The 15,819-nt window shown below is 73.7% G+C and carries 17 protein-coding genes; 15 read left to right on the forward strand and 2 right to left on the reverse strand.

Annotated features, from left to right (window positions below; genetic code table 11):
- Nucleotides 1-5 precede the first annotated feature (5 nt).
- Entirely contained in the window at nt 6-818 is an 813-nt protein-coding gene (gene thiD / locus RMN57_RS25615) for a bifunctional hydroxymethylpyrimidine kinase/phosphomethylpyrimidine kinase (RefSeq protein WP_313765660.1), read from the forward strand.
- A 188-nt stretch (nt 819-1,006) separates the two neighbouring features.
- Here thiD and rpmB read toward each other — a convergent pair whose 3' ends face one another.
- Entirely contained in the window at nt 1,007-1,192 is a 186-nt protein-coding gene (rpmB, locus tag RMN57_RS25620) for a 50S ribosomal protein L28 (RefSeq protein WP_078860753.1), read from the reverse strand.
- A 283-nt stretch (nt 1,193-1,475) separates the two neighbouring features.
- On the opposite strand from rpmB, the gene RMN57_RS25625 reads away from it, so the two are divergent.
- The 10 genes from RMN57_RS25625 to mutM all read left to right on the forward strand — a co-directional run bounded on the left by RMN57_RS25625 (nt 1,476) and on the right by mutM (nt 11,522).
- Nucleotides 1,476-3,104, forward strand: coding sequence for a DAK2 domain-containing protein (locus RMN57_RS25625; RefSeq protein ID WP_313765661.1), 1,629 nt, complete (start codon nt 1,476-1,478; stop codon nt 3,102-3,104).
- A 76-nt stretch (nt 3,105-3,180) separates the two neighbouring features.
- Complete coding sequence (recG, locus tag RMN57_RS25630; protein WP_313765662.1) at nt 3,181-5,394, forward strand: ATP-dependent DNA helicase RecG; 2,214 nt, start codon at nt 3,181-3,183, stop codon at nt 5,392-5,394.
- A 105-nt stretch (nt 5,395-5,499) separates the two neighbouring features.
- Nucleotides 5,500-6,033 carry a hypothetical protein gene (locus tag RMN57_RS25635; RefSeq protein WP_238951361.1) on the forward strand — a complete coding sequence of 178 codons (534 nt, stop codon included), beginning with the start codon at nt 5,500-5,502 and terminating at the stop codon, nt 6,031-6,033.
- 219 nt (nt 6,034-6,252) lie between these two features.
- A complete protein-coding gene (gene rsmD / locus RMN57_RS25640) occupies nt 6,253-6,837 on the forward strand; it encodes a 16S rRNA (guanine(966)-N(2))-methyltransferase RsmD (protein WP_313765663.1) in 585 nt (194 codons plus the stop codon).
- 50 nt (nt 6,838-6,887) lie between these two features.
- Nucleotides 6,888-7,379, forward strand: coding sequence for a pantetheine-phosphate adenylyltransferase (gene coaD / locus RMN57_RS25645; protein WP_313765664.1), 492 nt, complete (start codon nt 6,888-6,890; stop codon nt 7,377-7,379).
- 207 nt (nt 7,380-7,586) lie between these two features.
- A complete protein-coding gene (locus RMN57_RS25650) occupies nt 7,587-8,774 on the forward strand; it encodes an ATP synthase F0 subunit B (RefSeq protein ID WP_313765665.1) in 1,188 nt (395 codons plus the stop codon).
- Nucleotides 8,775-8,934: 160 nt separating this feature from the next.
- The gene (locus tag RMN57_RS25655; protein WP_313765666.1) at nt 8,935-9,603 is read left to right on the forward strand and encodes a DUF177 domain-containing protein; all 669 of its coding nucleotides are present in this window, start codon (nt 8,935-8,937) and stop codon (nt 9,601-9,603) included.
- A 2-nt stretch (nt 9,604-9,605) separates the two neighbouring features.
- A complete protein-coding gene (gene rpmF, locus RMN57_RS25660; protein ID WP_030056747.1) occupies nt 9,606-9,779 on the forward strand; it encodes a 50S ribosomal protein L32 in 174 nt (57 codons plus the stop codon).
- Nucleotides 9,780-9,799: 20 nt separating this feature from the next.
- Complete coding sequence (rnc, locus tag RMN57_RS25665) at nt 9,800-10,591, forward strand: ribonuclease III (protein ID WP_238951356.1); 792 nt, start codon at nt 9,800-9,802, stop codon at nt 10,589-10,591.
- Between the two features lie 52 nt (nt 10,592-10,643).
- Nucleotides 10,644-11,522, forward strand: coding sequence for a bifunctional DNA-formamidopyrimidine glycosylase/DNA-(apurinic or apyrimidinic site) lyase (gene mutM / locus RMN57_RS25670; protein WP_313765667.1), 879 nt, complete (start codon nt 10,644-10,646; stop codon nt 11,520-11,522).
- Between the two features lie 65 nt (nt 11,523-11,587).
- Here mutM and RMN57_RS25675 read toward each other — a convergent pair whose 3' ends face one another.
- Complete coding sequence (locus RMN57_RS25675) at nt 11,588-12,511, reverse strand: hypothetical protein (RefSeq protein WP_313765668.1); 924 nt, start codon at nt 12,509-12,511, stop codon at nt 11,588-11,590.
- Between the two features lie 307 nt (nt 12,512-12,818).
- Here RMN57_RS25675 and RMN57_RS25680 point away from each other — a divergent pair, with 307 nt between their 5' ends.
- The 4 genes from RMN57_RS25680 (at nt 12,819) to RMN57_RS25695 (ending at nt 15,773) form a co-directional block, all read left to right on the forward strand.
- On the forward strand, nt 12,819-14,174 hold the full coding sequence (locus RMN57_RS25680; protein ID WP_313765669.1) for a hypothetical protein: 1,356 nt from the start codon (nt 12,819-12,821) through the stop codon (nt 14,172-14,174).
- A gap of 119 nt (nt 14,175-14,293) precedes the next feature.
- Complete coding sequence (locus tag RMN57_RS25685; protein WP_313765670.1) at nt 14,294-14,791, forward strand: helix-turn-helix domain-containing protein; 498 nt, start codon at nt 14,294-14,296, stop codon at nt 14,789-14,791.
- Nucleotides 14,792-14,826: 35 nt separating this feature from the next.
- The gene (locus RMN57_RS25690) at nt 14,827-15,126 is read left to right on the forward strand and encodes an acylphosphatase (protein WP_313765671.1); all 300 of its coding nucleotides are present in this window, start codon (nt 14,827-14,829) and stop codon (nt 15,124-15,126) included.
- A gap of 443 nt (nt 15,127-15,569) precedes the next feature.
- On the forward strand, nt 15,570-15,773 hold the full coding sequence (locus tag RMN57_RS25695; RefSeq protein WP_238951350.1) for a hypothetical protein: 204 nt from the start codon (nt 15,570-15,572) through the stop codon (nt 15,771-15,773).
- Nucleotides 15,774-15,819 lie beyond the last annotated feature (46 nt).

The raw sequence follows: 15,819 nt of genomic DNA on the forward strand, positions 1-15,819 counted from the left end.
GCCCCATGCTTTCGACTGCACCTCCCCGCGAGGCACCGCCCCGCGTCCTCACGGTGGCCGGATCCGACTCCGGCGGCGGCGCCGGCATCCAGGCCGACCTGAAGGCGATGCTCGCCCTCGGCGTCCACGGCATGAGCGTGATCACCGCCGTCACCGCGCAGAACTCGCTCGGCGTCCAGGGCTACTGGGAGCTGCCGGCCGAGGCCGTCCGGGCCCAGTTCCGCAGCGTGGTGGACGACATCGGCGTGCAGGCGGTGAAGACCGGGATGCTCGCCTCGATCGAGCTGGTCGAGACCGTCTCCGAATTGCTCGCCGGGGTGGACGCCCCGGTGGTGGTCGACCCGGTCGGCGTCTCCAAGCACGGCGACGCGCTGCTCGCCGCCGAGGCGGTGGCCACCGTCCGGGAGCGGCTGCTGCCGGTCGCCACCCTCGCCACGCCCAACCTGCACGAGGTGACGCAGCTCACCGGCCGCACCGTCGAGCACGAGGGCCAGATGCTGGACGCGGCCAAGGCACTGCTCGACCTCGGGCCGCGCTGGGTGCTGGTGAAGGGCGGGCACCTGGAGGGCGAGGCGGCGGACCTGCTCTACGGCGGCGCGGGGGAGGAGCACTGGTACCGGGCGCCCCGGTACGACAACCGGCACACCCACGGCACCGGCTGCACGCTGGCCAGCTCGATCGCGGCCGGGCTCGCCAAGGGCGAGTCGCTGCCGGAGGCGGTGGCCTCGGCGAAGGAGTACATCACCGGCGCCATCGCCGGCGGCTTCGCGCTCGGCGCGGGGATCGGCCCGGTGGACCACGCCTGGCGCTGGCGCTGACAACGGCGTGGGCGGGCCTCAGGGTCCGCCCACCCGGGCGTCGCGGGGCACGGCCGGGGTCCGGCGGGCGGATTCGAGCGCGGCCCGGCGGGGAGACCCGTGCGGGTCCCGGCGGCCCGGAAAGACAGGAAGCCGGTCCATCCGAGGATGAACCGGCTTACTGGAGGACCGGCGTACCGGTCTGCGCGTCAGCGCGAGACCTTACCGGCCTTGATGCACGAGGTGCAGACGTTGAGCCGCTTCGGCGTCCGCCCAACCACAGCGCGCACCGTCTGGATGTTGGGGTTCCAACGACGGGAGGTGCGGCGGTGAGAGTGGGAGATGCTGTTGCCGAAGCCCGGCCCCTTGCCGCAGACGTCGCAGTTGGCAGCCACAGGAGTCACTCCAAGACTTCAGATCACTTACATTCGAAACCCCGCAGGACCAGCGGAGCACTCACGTGAACCGAGCCGGACCGAGGGGTGAGCCCGGACTGTTCCAGGCAACCGGAAGAGCATACAACGCTTGCTCCCGTTCAACGAAACTACCACGATCGGGCAGGTGATCGCTCCGCTCGCCGGACCCCGGCGGCGCCCTCCGGCCCCCGATAACCTGCCAGGTATCACCCCTCGCCGTTCACCCTCAGGCCATCGCGGCGTCCCATCCGGAGGAGACCTGGTGCTGCACACGCTCGACGCCCCGGCCGTGCGCAGCTGGTGCCAGCTGGCCCTGCGCGCACTCGGCCAGGCACGCGAGGAGATCGACGCACTCAACGTCTACCCCGTCCCGGACGGCGACACCGGCACCAACCTCTACCTGACCGTGGAGTCCGCCGCCGCCGAGGTGGAGAGCCGCTTCGCCGACCCCGCCGCCGGCCCGCCGCCCGGGCTGGCCGAGACGGCCCGGGCGATGGCCCGCGGCGCGCTGATCGGCGCGCGCGGCAACTCCGGCGTGATCCTGGCCCAGTGGCTGCGCGGCACCGCCGAGACGCTCGCCGAGGGCGGCGGGGCCGACCAGCTGCGGGCCGCGCTCCAGGCGGCCGCCGACTCGGCCTACCAGGCCGTCGCCGAACCGGTCGAGGGCACCCTGCTGACCGTCGCCCGGGTCGCCGCCCGGGAGGCCGTCCGGGCCGGGGACGGCCTCGCCCAGGTCGCCGACACCGCCTACCGGGCCGCCCGGGACGCGCTGCGGCACACCCCGGAGCAGCTCGCCGTCCTGGCCGAGGCCGGCGTGGTGGACGCCGGCGGGCGCGGCCTGGTCGCCGTCCTCGGCGCGCTCGCCGACGCCGTCGCCGGCCACCAGCCGATGGGCCCGGTCGCGCTGCGCGGGGACGTCCGGGTCGAGAGGTGCGAGACGCACCTGCGGCCGCCCGGCCCCGGCCACCCGGCCTTCGAGGTCATCTACCTGCTGGACGCCCCCGACGACGCGCTGCCCGCGCTGCGCGAGGCGCTCGGCGGGCTCGGCGACTCCCTGGTGGTCGGCGGCGGCGACGGCCTCTGGAACGTCCACGTGCACGTGGACGACGCGGGCGCCGCCGTCGAGGCGGGGGTCCGGGCCGGGCGGCCGCACCAGATCCGGATCACCCACTTCGCCGAGGCCGCCGCCCGCTCCGGCACCGCCGCCGACCGGGGCGAGCGCGAGGAGCGCACCCGCGCGGTGCTCTCGGTGGTCTCCGGCAACGGGCTGGCCGAGCTCTGCGAGCAGTCCGGCGCGGTCGTGCTGCACGCCGACCCGGACCGCCCGCCGGCCAGTGCCGAACTGGCCGCCGCGGTCCGCCGGGCCGGCGCACGCGAGGTCGTCCTGCTGCTCAACGACCCCGAGCTGCGGGCCGCCGCCGGCGCCGCCGCCGACCAACTGCGCGAGGAGGGCGTACGGATCGCCGTGCTGCCCACCCGCTCGCCGGTCCAGGGCCTGGCCGCGCTCGCCGTGCACGAGGCCGGGCGGCGCTTCGACGAGGACGTGGTCGCGATGACCTCGGCGGCCGGCGCCACCCGGTACGCCGAACTCGCCGTCGCGGAGGGGGAGTCCTGGACCATGGCCGGGGTCTGCCAGGCCGGGGACGTGCTCGGCCTGATCGACGGGGACGTGGCGCTGATCGGCGCGGACCTCGCGGAGGTCGGCTCCAGCGTGCTGGACCGGATGCTCGGCGCCGGCGGCGAACTGGTCACCCTGGTGCTCGGCGAGGGCGCGCCCGACGGGCTCGCCGAGACGCTGGTCGCGCACGCCCGCCACCGGCGGCCGGAGGTCGACGCGGTGGTCTTCCACGGCGGGCAGGAGTCGGCGCCGGTGCTCATCGGGGTCGAGTAGCCGCCGACCGGCCGGGGCGCGGAGCCCGGGCGGGGAACGCCCGGAATGTCGGTGCGGTGGTGTAAACAGGGGCCTGATGGGCGCTCTCGATGAACCACTGACCAAGCTCGTCGGCGACCGCACCGCCAAGGTGCTCGCCGACAGCCTCAAGCTGCGCACGGTCGGCGACCTGCTGCACCACTACCCGCGCCGCTACGTCGAACGCGGCCAGCTCACCAGCCTGGACGAGCTGGAGATCGACGAGCACGTCACCGTGCTGGCCCGGATCGAGAAGGTCACCCTGATCCCGTTCCGCGGGCGCAAGGGCGACCGCCTGGAGGTCGTCGTCACCGACGGCCGCAGCCGGCTCTCACTGGTCTTCTTCAACCAGGGCTGGCGGCAGAAGGAGCTGAGGGCGGGCGCCCAGGGCCTGTTCGCCGGCAAGGTCGGGGTCTTCAACCGGAGCCGCCAGCTGGTCTCGCCGGACTACCAGCTGCTCGACGAGGACGCCGGCTCCGACGCCGCCAAGCAGTTCGCCGGCCGGCTCATCCCGGTGTACGGCGCCAGCGCCCAGATGCCCAGCTGGAAGCTGTCCATCTGCATCGAGACCGCGCTCACCAAGCACCTGGCCGACGTCGGCGAGCCGCTGCCCGCCGAGCTGCGCGAGCGGCACGACCTGATCCCGCTGCCCGAGGCGCTGGAGCTGATCCACCGGCCGCGCAGCCAGGCCGACCGCGAGCGGGCCCAGAGCCGGCTCCGCTGGGACGAGGCCTTCGTCCTCCAGGTCGCCCTCGCCCGGCGCCGGGCCGCCGACTCCGCACTGCCCGCCGTCCCGCGCACGCCGTGCGCGGACGGCCTGCTGGACGCCTTCGACGCCCGGCTCCCGTTCACCCTCACCGAGGGCCAGCAGAAGGTCTCCGCCGAGATCGCCGCCGACCTGGCGACCGAACACCCGATGCACCGGCTGCTCCAGGGCGAGGTCGGCTCCGGGAAGACGCTGGTCGCGCTGCGGGCCATGCTGGCCGTGGTCGACGCGGGCGGCCAGGCCGTACTGCTGGCGCCCACCGAGGTCCTCGCGCAGCAGCACCACCGCTCGATCGTCGAGATGATGGGCGACCTCGCCGAGGGCGGCATGCTCGGCGGCTCGGACCTCGGCACCCGGGTCGTGCTGCTGACCGGCTCGATGGGCGTCCCGGCCCGCCGCCAGGCCCTGCTCGACATGGCCTGCGGCGACGCCGGCATCGCGATCGGCACCCATGCGCTGATCGAGGACAAGGTGCAGTTCCAGGACCTCGGCCTGGTCGTGGTGGACGAACAGCACCGCTTCGGCGTCGAGCAGCGGGACGCGCTGCGGGCCAAGGGCGAACAGCCGCCGCACCTGCTGGTGATGACGGCCACCCCGATCCCGCGCACGGTCGCGATGACCGTCTTCGGGGACTTGGAGACGTCCGTGCTGGACCAGCTGCCGGCCGGCCGCTCGCCGATCTCCACGCACGTCGTCCCGGCCGTGGAGAAGCCCAACTTCCTGGCCCGGGCCTGGGAGCGGGTCCGCGAGGAGGTGGCCAAGGGCCACCAGGCGTACGTGGTCTGTCCCCGGATCGGGGACGAGGAGCCCGCCGAGCCGAAGAAGCGGCGCAAGGCCGCCGAGGAGGACCTGGAGGACGTCGCCGACACCGGTGCCGACAGCGACGAGCGCCGGCCCCCGCTCTCCGTCGTGGAGACCGCCGAGATGCTGGTGAAGGGCCCGCTGGCCGGACTGCGGGTGGAGATCCTGCACGGCCGGCTGGCCCCGGACGCCAAGGACGAGGTGATGCGCCGGTTCGCCGCCGGCGAGGTCGACGTGCTGGTCGCCACCACGGTCATCGAGGTCGGCGTCAACGTGCCGAACTCCACCGCCATGGTGATCATGGATGCCGACCGCTTCGGCGTCTCCCAGCTGCACCAGCTGCGCGGCCGGGTCGGGCGCGGCAGTGCGGCCGGCCTCTGCCTGCTGGTCAGCGACATGCCCGCGGCCAGCGCGGCCCGGGCCCGGCTCGACGCGGTGGCCGGCACCCTGGACGGCTTCGAGCTCTCCCGGATCGACCTCGAACAGCGCCGTGAGGGCGACGTGCTGGGCCAGGCGCAGTCCGGGGTGAAGTCCTCGCTGAAGGTGCTCTCCGTATTGGAGGACGAGGAGGTCATCGTGACCGCGCGGGCCGAGGCCACCCGGCTGGTCGCCGCGGACCCGGACCTGGCCGCCCATCCGGAGCTGCGCACCGCGCTGGAGAGCCTGCTCGACGCCGACCGCGCGGCCTACATGGAGAAGGGCTGAGGGCGGCGCACGGGCCGCCGGAATGTCAGACCCCCGGGAGAGAATGTAGTTGTTCAGGGCGCACCCTCAAGGTGCGTACCTGGCGCGACACTTGGGGGTCCTGCCATGGCATTCCGTCATCTCAACGAGCTCCCGCTGGGCGACAAGGTCTTCCGGATCGAACTCGCCAGCGACGACGACCGCGAGGTCACCCTCACCCTGACCGGCTGGCGCGAGGGGGAGGCCGCCGCGCCCCTCGCCTCGGGCAAGCTCCGCCTGCCGGTCGAGGACGTCGCCTCGCTGCGGATCGCGCTGAACCGCGCGCTCCGGGCCCTGGCGATCGTCGCCGACGTCTCCGAGCCCATCCCCGACCGTGACGTGCTGCGCGAGCTCTACCCCGGCCACGGCGCCCCCTGGGTGCCGCAGCACGAGGAGGAGCTGGTCCGGCGGTTCCACGACGGCGAGACCATCGCCCGGATCGCCGCCCGCTTCGGCCGCACGCCCGACTCCGTCCGCACCAAGCTCCGCGAGCTCGGGCACGACCCGCGCCGCCCCGAGTTCTGCCCGCCCGACGGCTGCCTCTCCTGGTCCCGCTACGCCTCGCCGGCGCTCCTCGGTGCGGCGATCCCGGCCCAGTCCGCGGGGGCTGACGCGGGCTGATCCGCCGGCCCCGGCCCCGCCGAGCCGGAGCGCCCACCCCGCACGGCCCGCACGGCCCCGCCGGTCCGCCCGGCGGGGCCGTCCGCCGTCAGCGGCCCGCGGGTGCCCCTGCACGTCCGGGGCGCCCCCGGCCCGGTGCGGCTCGGGGCCGGCGGGCGCCCACCTGCCGCCGGGGCGGGATAGCGTGGTCGGGCAGCGACGAAAGGACCTCCCACCACCATGACCCGCGTCATCGCCGGGGCGGCCGGCGGCCGCCGGCTGGCCGTACCGCCCGGCCGGGGCACCCGCCCGACCTCCGACAAGGCCCGCGAGGCGATGTTCTCCACCTTGGAGTCGCTGCGCGGCACCCTGCACGGGGCCCGGATGCTGGACCTGTTCGGCGGGTCCGGCGCGGTAGGCCTGGAGGCGCTGTCCCGCGGGGCCGAGCACGTGCTGCTGGTCGAGGCGGACGCCCAGGCGGCCCGGGTGATCCGGGAGAACGTCCGGATCGTCGACCTGCCCGGGGCGCTGGTGAAGGCGGCCCGGGCCGAGAAGGTGATCGCCGGGCCCGCCCCGGAGGCGCCGTACGACCTGGTCTTCCTCGATCCGCCGTACGTCGTCACCGACGACGAGGTGCGCGAGATGCTGATCACACTGTCGGCGGGGGGCTGGCTCGCGGACGACGCACTCGTCACCGTGGAGCGCAGCACCCGCGGCGGTGAGTTCGGCTGGCCGGACGGCTTCGAGGTGCTGCGCTCCCGCCGCTACGGCGAGGGCACGCTCTGGTACGGTCGCGCCGCCGCCGAGACCCGCCACCACCCCTAGCGGGCCGAGGAGGCCCGCAGCACCCGTCACCCACGAGGGAGCACCACGCCATGCGCCGCGCCGTCTGCCCCGGTTCGTTCGACCCGATCACCAACGGTCACCTCGACATCATCGAGCGGGCCTCGAAGCTCTACGACGTGGTGCACGTCGCGGTCGCGGTCAACCGGAACAAGCAGGGCATGTTCACCATCGAGGAGCGGATCGAGCTCATCGAGGAGACCACCGCCAAGTACGGCAACATCGTGGTCGAGTCGCACCTCGGCCTGCTGGTGGACTTCTGCCGGGAGCGCGGCATCCCGGCGATCGTCAAGGGGCTGCGGGCCGTCAGCGACTTCGACTACGAGCTGCAGATGGCCCAGATGAACCACGGCCTGACCGGTGTCGAGACGCTGTTCCTGCCGACCTCGCCGACGTACAGCTTCCTCTCCTCCACGCTGGTCAAGGAGGTCGCCTCGTACGGGGGCGACGTCTCGCACCTGCTGCCCGAGGTGGTGCACCGCCGGCTGGTCGAGCGGATCGCGGAGCGTAAGGCGCAGCAGTAGGCGGTCCGCCCGCCGGGCGCCCGTCGGATGGTCCGTTTCTGCCGGTTCGTCACCATGTGTCCCGGGCCCGGGCGGGCGCCGGGGGTCGGTCGTTGTGACCTCGGCCCGGAGTGGTCGTACAGTCTGTAGTCCTGCCCTGCGGTGAGTTCCACCGCGCCGGGCCTGCCTCCGCCGGAGCGTCGGCGGCACACGGAAAGACGGAGTCCCGTGGACGTGCAGAACAAGGTCGACGAGATCGTCGCGGCCGTCGAGAACGCCCGCTCGATGCCCATGTCGGCCTCCTGCGTGGTGAACCGGGCCGAGCTGATCGGCCTGCTCCAGTCGCTCAGGGAGGCGCTGCCCGCCGAGCTGGCCCAGGCCCAGTCGGTGATGGCCGACCACGAGCAGGTGGTGGCCGACGCTCAGGCCGAGGCCGAGCGGATCATCCACGGGGCGCACACCGAGCGCGGTTCGCTGATCTCCGACACCGAGGTGGTCCACCGGGCCCAGGCCGAGGCGGACCGGATCCTCGCCGAGGCCCGCGCCGAGGTCGACACCAAGCGCGCCGAGGCCGACGACTACGTGGACAGCAAGCTGGCCAACTTCGAGGTCGTGCTCACCAAGACGCTCGGCGCGGTCGGCCGCGGCCGGACCAAGCTGCGCGGCGACTCCAGCGTCTTCGAGGCCGAGTACGAGGGCGAGAGCGACGGCGAGGAGTTCCAGCCGCAGCGGATCAGCCCGAGCCCGGAGGTCGACGAGTACGTCGATGTGAAGCTCGCCACCCTGGAGAACGTGCTCAGCGCGACCCTGGAGGCGGTCGGCAAGGGCCGGGACAAGCTGCTCGGCAAGCGCCCGATCGACGAGCTGGGCGCCTACCTGGCCGCCGCCGACCAGGCCCAGCAGGCCAAGGACCGCGCCGAGGCGGTCGCGGCGGGCTTCGCCACCGACGCCGACGGCGAGGAGGTGCCGTGGTACCGCGAGGAGGTGCCGCAGCAGCAGACCTGGCCCGAGCAGACCCCGGCCGCGGCCGGCTGGCAGCAGCCCGGCGTCGACCAGTACGGGGCCGCGCAGCAGCCCGGCGGCCAGTACGCCGAGGTGTACGGCGGCGGCTTCGACCCGGCCGGCCAGGCCGACCCGTACGGCGCGCAGTACGGCTACCCGCAGCAGCAGCCGCAGCAGGGCTACCAGGACGGCGGCCAGCAGGGCGGCTACGGCTACCCGCAGCCCCAGCAGGGCTACCAGGCGCAGCAGTACGACGAGTGGGGGCAGCCCCGGCCGGAGGCCGGTGGGGGCTACCCGCAGCAGCCGGCCGTCCCGCCGGCGGTGCCGCACCAGCAGGCCGGCCTGGACGAGACCAGCTTCTTCGACACCAGCATGATCGACATGACCAGGCTGCGGGAGCTCGGCGGCCGCTGACGGGGGCACCCCGCCGGGGCCGATCGGGGCCGAAGTTGGGCCTGGCCGGAGACTCCGGTAGTCTGACCACTCCGGCCTCTCCGTGTCGGGCCGTCGGTCTGCCCGCGCATCATCCGGCGAGCAGCGCCGCGCATCAGTTTTCTCAGGAAGTCAGGACACCTTGAACCGCCTCGACCACCGCGACCCCCTCGTGTTCGACACGCACGAGCTGGGACGTCGCCCGGGCTCGCTGCGCAAGGTGTCCCGCACCCTGGAGGCCCCCGAGGGCCTCGGGATCATCGATGTGATCGGCGTCCCGGAGAACAGCGAGATCCGGCTGGACCTCCGCCTGGAGTCGGTGGTCGAGGGCGTGCTGGTGACCGGCACCGCCGAGACCCACGTCGAGGGCGAGTGCGTGCGGTGCCTGGAGCCCGTCGACTTCGACGTCGACGTGGACTTCCAGGAGCTGTACTACTACCCGGAGTCCGACGAGCGCCATCGCGCCCGGACCGCCGGGACCGAGGACCTCGACGAGGACTCGGAGGAAGAGACTTACCGCCTGGAGGGCGACTTCTTCGACCTCCAGCCGGTGCTGCGTGACGCGGTGGTGCTCGCACTGCCGCTGCAGCCGGTGTGCCAGGAAGACTGCCTGGGCCTGTGCTCCGAGTGCGGAGCGCGCCTGAGCGACGACCCGGCGCACCACCACGACGCCGTCGACCCCCGGTGGGCGGCTCTGCAGGGACTCTCCGCCGACCACGGCGACGAGGCCCGCGGCGACGTCGCTGATCGGCGGCGGGGAATCAAGAACAGCGACACCCGTGAGGGTCTCGCCGAGAACCAGGAGAAGTAGCCGTGGCTGTTCCGAAGCGGAAGATGTCGCGCAGCAACACGCGCCACCGCCGTTCCAACTGGAAGGCCGTCGTTCCGGCCCTCGTGGCCTGCGACCGCTGCCACGAGCCGAAGCTCGGCCACATCGCGTGCCCGAGCTGCGGCACGTACAACCGTCGCCAGGTCCTCTCGGTCTGATCGGCGGGGTGTACGGATCGATGTCGGACGGTAACTCCTCCCGCAAGGCGGCCACCGCCTCGAAGGCTACTTCGGGCGGCGGAAAGGCCGGCGGGCCGGCTTCGACCGAATACGACGTCCTGGAAGGGCGCCTCGGGTACGTACTCGAGCGCGCCCTTCTGGTGCGCGCCCTGACCCACCGCTCGTACGCGTACGAGAACGGGGGGCTGCCCACCAACGAGCGCCTGGAGTTCCTCGGCGACTCGGTGCTGGGCCTGGTGGTGACCGACACCCTCTACCGCGTCCACCCGGACGTCCCGGAGGGCACGCTCGCCAAGCTGCGCGCCGCGGTGGTCAACTCGCGGGCGCTGGCCGACGTCGGCCGCGGCCTGGACCTCGGCTCGTTCATCCGCCTCGGCAAGGGCGAGGAGGGCACCGGCGGCCGCGACAAGTCGTCGATCCTCGCCGACACCGTCGAGGCCGTGATCGGCGCCATCTACCTGGACCAGGGCCTGGAGGCGGCGACCGAGTTCGTCCACCGCCTGTTCGACCCGCTGATCGAGGAGTCCTCTCAGCTCGGCGCCGGCCTGGACTGGAAGACCAGCCTCCAGGAGCTCACCGCCTCGGTGGGCATCGGGGTGCCGGAGTACGTGGTCGAGGAGTCCGGCCCGGACCACGAGAAGACCTTCACCGCGGCGGCCCGGGTGGCCGGCGAGGACTTCGGCAGCGGCGTCGGCCGCTCGAAGAAGGAAGCCGAGCAGAAGGCCGCGGAGAGCGCCTGGCGGGCGATCAAGGAGAAGTACGCCGACCGCCTGCCCAGCGGCGCCGCCTGAGCGCGCAGTACCCTTCCTCCTGCCCGTCCCCGCGCGCCGGAAGGCTGTCGAGGTGCCTGAACTCCCCGAGGTAGAGGTCGTCCGCCGTGGCCTGGCCAACTGGGTCGCCGGGCGGACGGTGGCCGGTGTCGACGTGCTGCACCCGCGTGCGGTGCGCCGCCAGCCGGCCGGGGCGGCGGACTTCGCCGCCCGGCTCACCGGCACCGTGCTCGGCCCCGCGCAGCGCCGCGGCAAGTACCTCTGGCTGCCGCTGGCCGGTTCCGGGGCGGGCTTCTCGCTGATCGGCCACCTCGGGATGAGCGGTCAGCTCCTCGTGCAGGACCCCTCGGTGCCGGACGAGACCCACCTGCGGGTGCGGCTGCGGTTCACCGACGGCGGGCGCGAGCTGCGCTTCGTCGACCAGCGGACCTTCGGCGGCCTGGCGGTCGAGGAGGCCGAGCCGGACGACCCCGAGGGCACGCCGGTCTCCATCGCGCACATCGCCCGCGACCCGCTCGACCGGCGCTTCGACGACGCCGCGTTCGTGGCCGCCCTGCGGGCGAGGCGCACCACGGTCAAGCGGGCGCTGCTGGACCAGACCCTGATCAGCGGCGTGGGCAACATCTACGCGGACGAGGCGCTCTGGCGCTCCCGGCTGCACTACGACCGCCCGACCGCCTCGCTCACCCGCCCGCAGGCCGCCCTCCTGCTGGCCAGCGCCCGGGACGTGATGACCGCGGCCCTGGCCGTCGGCGGCACCAGCTTCGACAGCCTCTACGTCAACGTGAACGGCGAGAGCGGCTACTTCTCCCGTGACCTGGACGCCTACGGCCGGGAGGCCGAGCCGTGCCGCCGCTGCGGCACGCCGATCCGGCGGGCCGCCTGGATGAACCGGTCCAGCTACTTCTGCCCCCGCTGCCAGCGCGTCCCGCGCGCCCGCAGCGGGAGCTAGGCCCTGGTCAGGGCCTGGGGCCGGTCCGGCAGGATCGGCCGGACCGGCCCCGGAGCCACCACCCGTCAGCGCTTCGTGAGTTCGGGCTCGGCCGGGGCGACCGGCTCGGCCGGGCCGTGGGTGTCCTGGCCGAAGTAGGCGACGCCGACCGCCGAGACGACGGCGAGCGCGAAGCCGGCCACGCCGAGCCAGGCCAGGCCGTCCTTGGAGCTGTCGCCGAGCCAGATGACGCCGACCGCGCCGGGCAGCACCGTCTCGCCGACCACCAGGGCGGCGGTGGCCCCGTTCACCGAGCCGATCTGCAGCGCCACGGTGTGCACGTACATGCCCCCGATGCCGCCGACCAGGATCGCGTACAGGGCCGGGTCGGAGAGCAGCTGGCCGAGCTCGAACGGGTCGATGCCGTTGAGGATGCGCACGCCCACGCCGAGCGCGCCGAAGCCGAGGCCGGAGAGCAGGCCGGCGAGGATCGCCCCGTTGGCGCCCATCCGCCGCACCAGCAGAGTGCCGCCGACCAGCAGCACGGTGGTGCCCAGCAGCAGCCACCAGTGGAAGGACATGTCCGCGTGGTGGCCGCCCTCCGGGCCGGCCGAGACGGCGAGCAGCACCAGCGCCGAGCAGAGCACGCCGATCGAGGCCCACTCCAGCTGCCTGAGCCGGATGCCGAGCAGCTTGATGCTGAGCACCGCGGTGATCACCAGGTTGGCGCTGATGACGGTCTGCGAGAGGAACAGCGGCAGCATGCGCGAGGCCACCGCGGCGAGCCCGAAAGCGATGAAGTCGAGCACCGTGCCGAGGATGAACTCCCAGGTGACGGCGGCCTTCGCGGTGGAGGCGAGGCTGGGACCGCCGTGCGCGGTGGTGCCGGCCGAGGCGCCTCCGGCGGCGGCCTCCTCCCGGGCGGAGCGACGTGATCCGACGGCCTGCAGGACCGAACCGGTGCCGTAGCAGGCGGAGGCCGCCACGGCGGTGACGAGGCCGATGAACACCCAGTGCTCCGATCGAGAGAAGGTCAGGAGGAGAAGGTCAAGAGAAGGTCATGGGAACCAGGCCCGGCCACCACTATGCCTGGTCGCGGGGTACGGTCGGACCGCCCCCGCGTTCTGCCCGGGCCCCCGCCGGGAGGTACGTCCGGGCCGGCGGCCGGGTTCCCGCCGCGGGCGGGGTTCAGGGGCGGTCGGCGAAACATCATCCCCGAGGAGGGGTCGGCCCCCGGCGGACGGTGGGGTCGGTTCCGGGAAGCGGTACCCGAGGGGCATGTCCTGTCGGGACGCCTTCGGCGGTAGCGTCGGTGGCATGAGAACCCTTGCTCCACGACGTGCCCGGGGCGCCGGGCCGCTGGCCCTGGTGGCGGCGCTGCTGGGGCTGCTGCTCCTGTTGGCCCCCGCGGCCTCCGCGGCCGGCGGGTTGGACGACGCGGCCGCCTCGCTCAAGCAGGGCCGGGTGTACGTCGACCCGGCGATGGCGGGCCGGTTCAGCCAGGGCCAGGCCGACGCCCTGACCGAGAAGATCCGCAAGGCGGACAAGCCGATCTTCGTCGCGGTGGTTCCGGCCGCCGATCCGTACGGTGCCACGACGGTCTTCAACGACCTGCGCACCAAGGTCGGCATCACCGGCACCTACGGCATCTGGCGCGGCGACCAGTTCCAGGCCCGCTCGGACCAGGCGGCACTGCCGAGCCAGAGCGCCGAGCGGATCGCGGGCGCCTCCTTCCGCTCGCACCCCGGCGACATCGACGCCGTCCTGAACGACTTCGTCGACACCGCCGCACCGCAGGTCAACGGCCACGGGGTGGGCGGCTCCGCGGGCGGCGTCTCCACGGCCGCGATCGTCGTCCCGCTGGCCCTGCTGGCGCTGGCCGGCACGGGCGTGTTCCTGCTGTTCCGCCGGTCGAGGAAGCGCAAGGAGGAGCAGCGCCGGGCCGAGCTGGAGCAGCTGCGCCGGGTGGTGGACGAGGACATCACCGCCTTCGGCGAGGAGCTCGACCGGCTCGACTTCGACCCGGGCGCCGCCGACGCCGACGACGTCCAGCGCGCCGACTACTCGCACGCCCTCGACTCCTACGAGGCGGCCAAGCGGAGCATGGACGGGGCGAAGGGCCCGGAGGACGTCAAGCCGGTCACCGAGGCGCTGGAGGACGGCCGCTTCGCGCTGGCCACGCTGGCCGCCCGGCGGGAGGGCGCACCGCTGCCGGAGCGCCGCCCGCCGTGCTTCTTCGACCCCCGGCACGGTCCGTCGGTGCAGGACGCCGACTGGGCCCCGGCCGGCGGCGCCGCGCGCACCGTCCCGGTCTGCCGGGCGGACGCGGACCGCCTGGCGGCCGGCCAGGACCCGGACATCCGGACCGTCCCGACCGACCAGGGCCCGCAGCCGTACTGGAACGCCGGCCCGGCGTACGGCCCCTGGGCGGGCGGGTACTTCGGCGGCTACGGCGGCGGCCTGCTGCCCGGCCTGCTGGTGGGCACCGCGCTCGGCTCGATGATGGGCTCCCCGGCCTACGCGTCCCCGGTCGACGCCGGCGCGGACTACGACGGCGGCGACTACTCCGGTGCCGACTACGACTCCTCCGACTTCGGCGGCGGATTCGGCGGCGGGGACTTCGGGGGTGGCGGCGACTTCGGTGGCGGCGGGGACTTCGGCGGAGGGTTCTGACCGGCCGCCGGACCCGGACCCGAGGCGCCCGCCCGGTACCCACCGGGCGGGCGCCGTCGCGTCCGCGGCGGGGCGGGGGATGCGTTTGAGAATGCGACCCTGTGTGGCAGGCTGGCGCTGTGACCTCCAGCACGCCCCCGGCCCCGCCCGTCCTCCCCGGGCGTCCCTGCTCGATCGCCGCCGCGCTCCACGTGGTGGGCGAGAAGTGGGCCCTGCTCGCCGTCCGCGAACTGTTCTACGGCAACCACCGCTTCGACCGGATCGCCCGCAACACCGGTGCACCGCGCGACCGGCTCACCGCACGGCTGCGGGCGCTGGAGGAGGCCGGGGTGGTCGAGCGCCGCGCGTACAGCGAGCGCCCGCCGCGCTACGAGTACCACCTCACCGAGGCCGGCCGGGACCTCGCGCCGCTCATCCACGCGCTGCGGGCCTGGGGAGACCGCTGGCAGCTGCCCGAGCAGCCGGTCGGGGTCCGGCACGAGCCCGAGGGCCACGAACCGCACCCGTACGACCCGGCGTGGGTCTGCCGCAGCTGCGGCGAGGAGGCGCGGCGCGGGGAGCTGCGGGTCGAGATCCACAGCCCGGGGTGGACCGTGGAGGGCCCCGTCGCACCGTGAAGCGGGCCACCCCGGCTGCGGATAGGGTCGGGCCCATGCACGGTCGTGAAGCGCACAGCGATGAACCGGTCCGGGTGACCGCCTGGGTCCGGGGGAAGGTCCAGCAGGTCGGCTTCCGCTGGTGGACCAGGGCGCGCGCGTTGGAGATCGGCCTGACCGGCTACGCGAGCAACCTCGGCGACGGCCGCGTCCAGGTGGTCGCCGAGGGTCTCGCGCTGGAGTGCGAGCAGCTGCTGGCCCTGCTGCGCGGCCCCGACACGCCCGGCAGTGTCAGCGGTGTGACCGAGATCTGGACCGCCGTCGGCGCCGGCTACGAGGGTTTCGAGATCCGCTGAGATCGGCCGGGGCCCGCTGAGGCCAGTGTTCAGGCGGGTCCGGGCGGATTGCGGACCGCGCGGGCACGAAACGATCGGCAACAGCCGGTGTCATACGGTTGCCATCGGGGCAGACTCGTGGTTGACTCCGCATCGAACGATGATCCACGAGCCCCATGGTGGACCGGCCCGAGGCCGCCCGGCGTGACCACACCGCCAGGCAGGTGACAGGGGCGCGGTAGCGTGCGGTGATCGTGTTGACCCTTTCCGTCTTTGGTGAGACGCTGGAAGCCCGCGCACACGACCGCGTTATTCCGGTAGGCGTATGCCATCGTGAGCCCAGCTCACGGCGGTTGCGCCGTAGTGCCCAGCCAGCACTGCCGGTGCGCGCCGCGCGTGCGTCCCCCTTCCCCCTAGACCTGTACCGTTCCGGTTCGGTCACTCAGCGTGGAGGACCATTCATCATGGCAAAGGCGCTTCTCGGGTACGTCGGCGGCCCCGACCCGCGAATGCTCTCCGAGATGCGACGGCTTCAGCGGCGCGTCCAGGACCTCGAAGCGGAGCTCCTTCGGATGCAGGCTGAGAACGACGCGCTCACCGCTGTCGCTGACGAGCACTCGCTGCTCAACAGCATCGATCTGGACCAGCGGGAGCCGGCTCTCACCTGAGTCCCGCCCGGTCACCGAAGATCGACGCCGTTGTGCACTGAGCCGC

Source organism: Kitasatospora sp. CM 4170, assembly GCF_032110285.1.
GTDB lineage: Bacteria > Actinomycetota > Actinomycetes > Streptomycetales > Streptomycetaceae > Kitasatospora > Kitasatospora aburaviensis.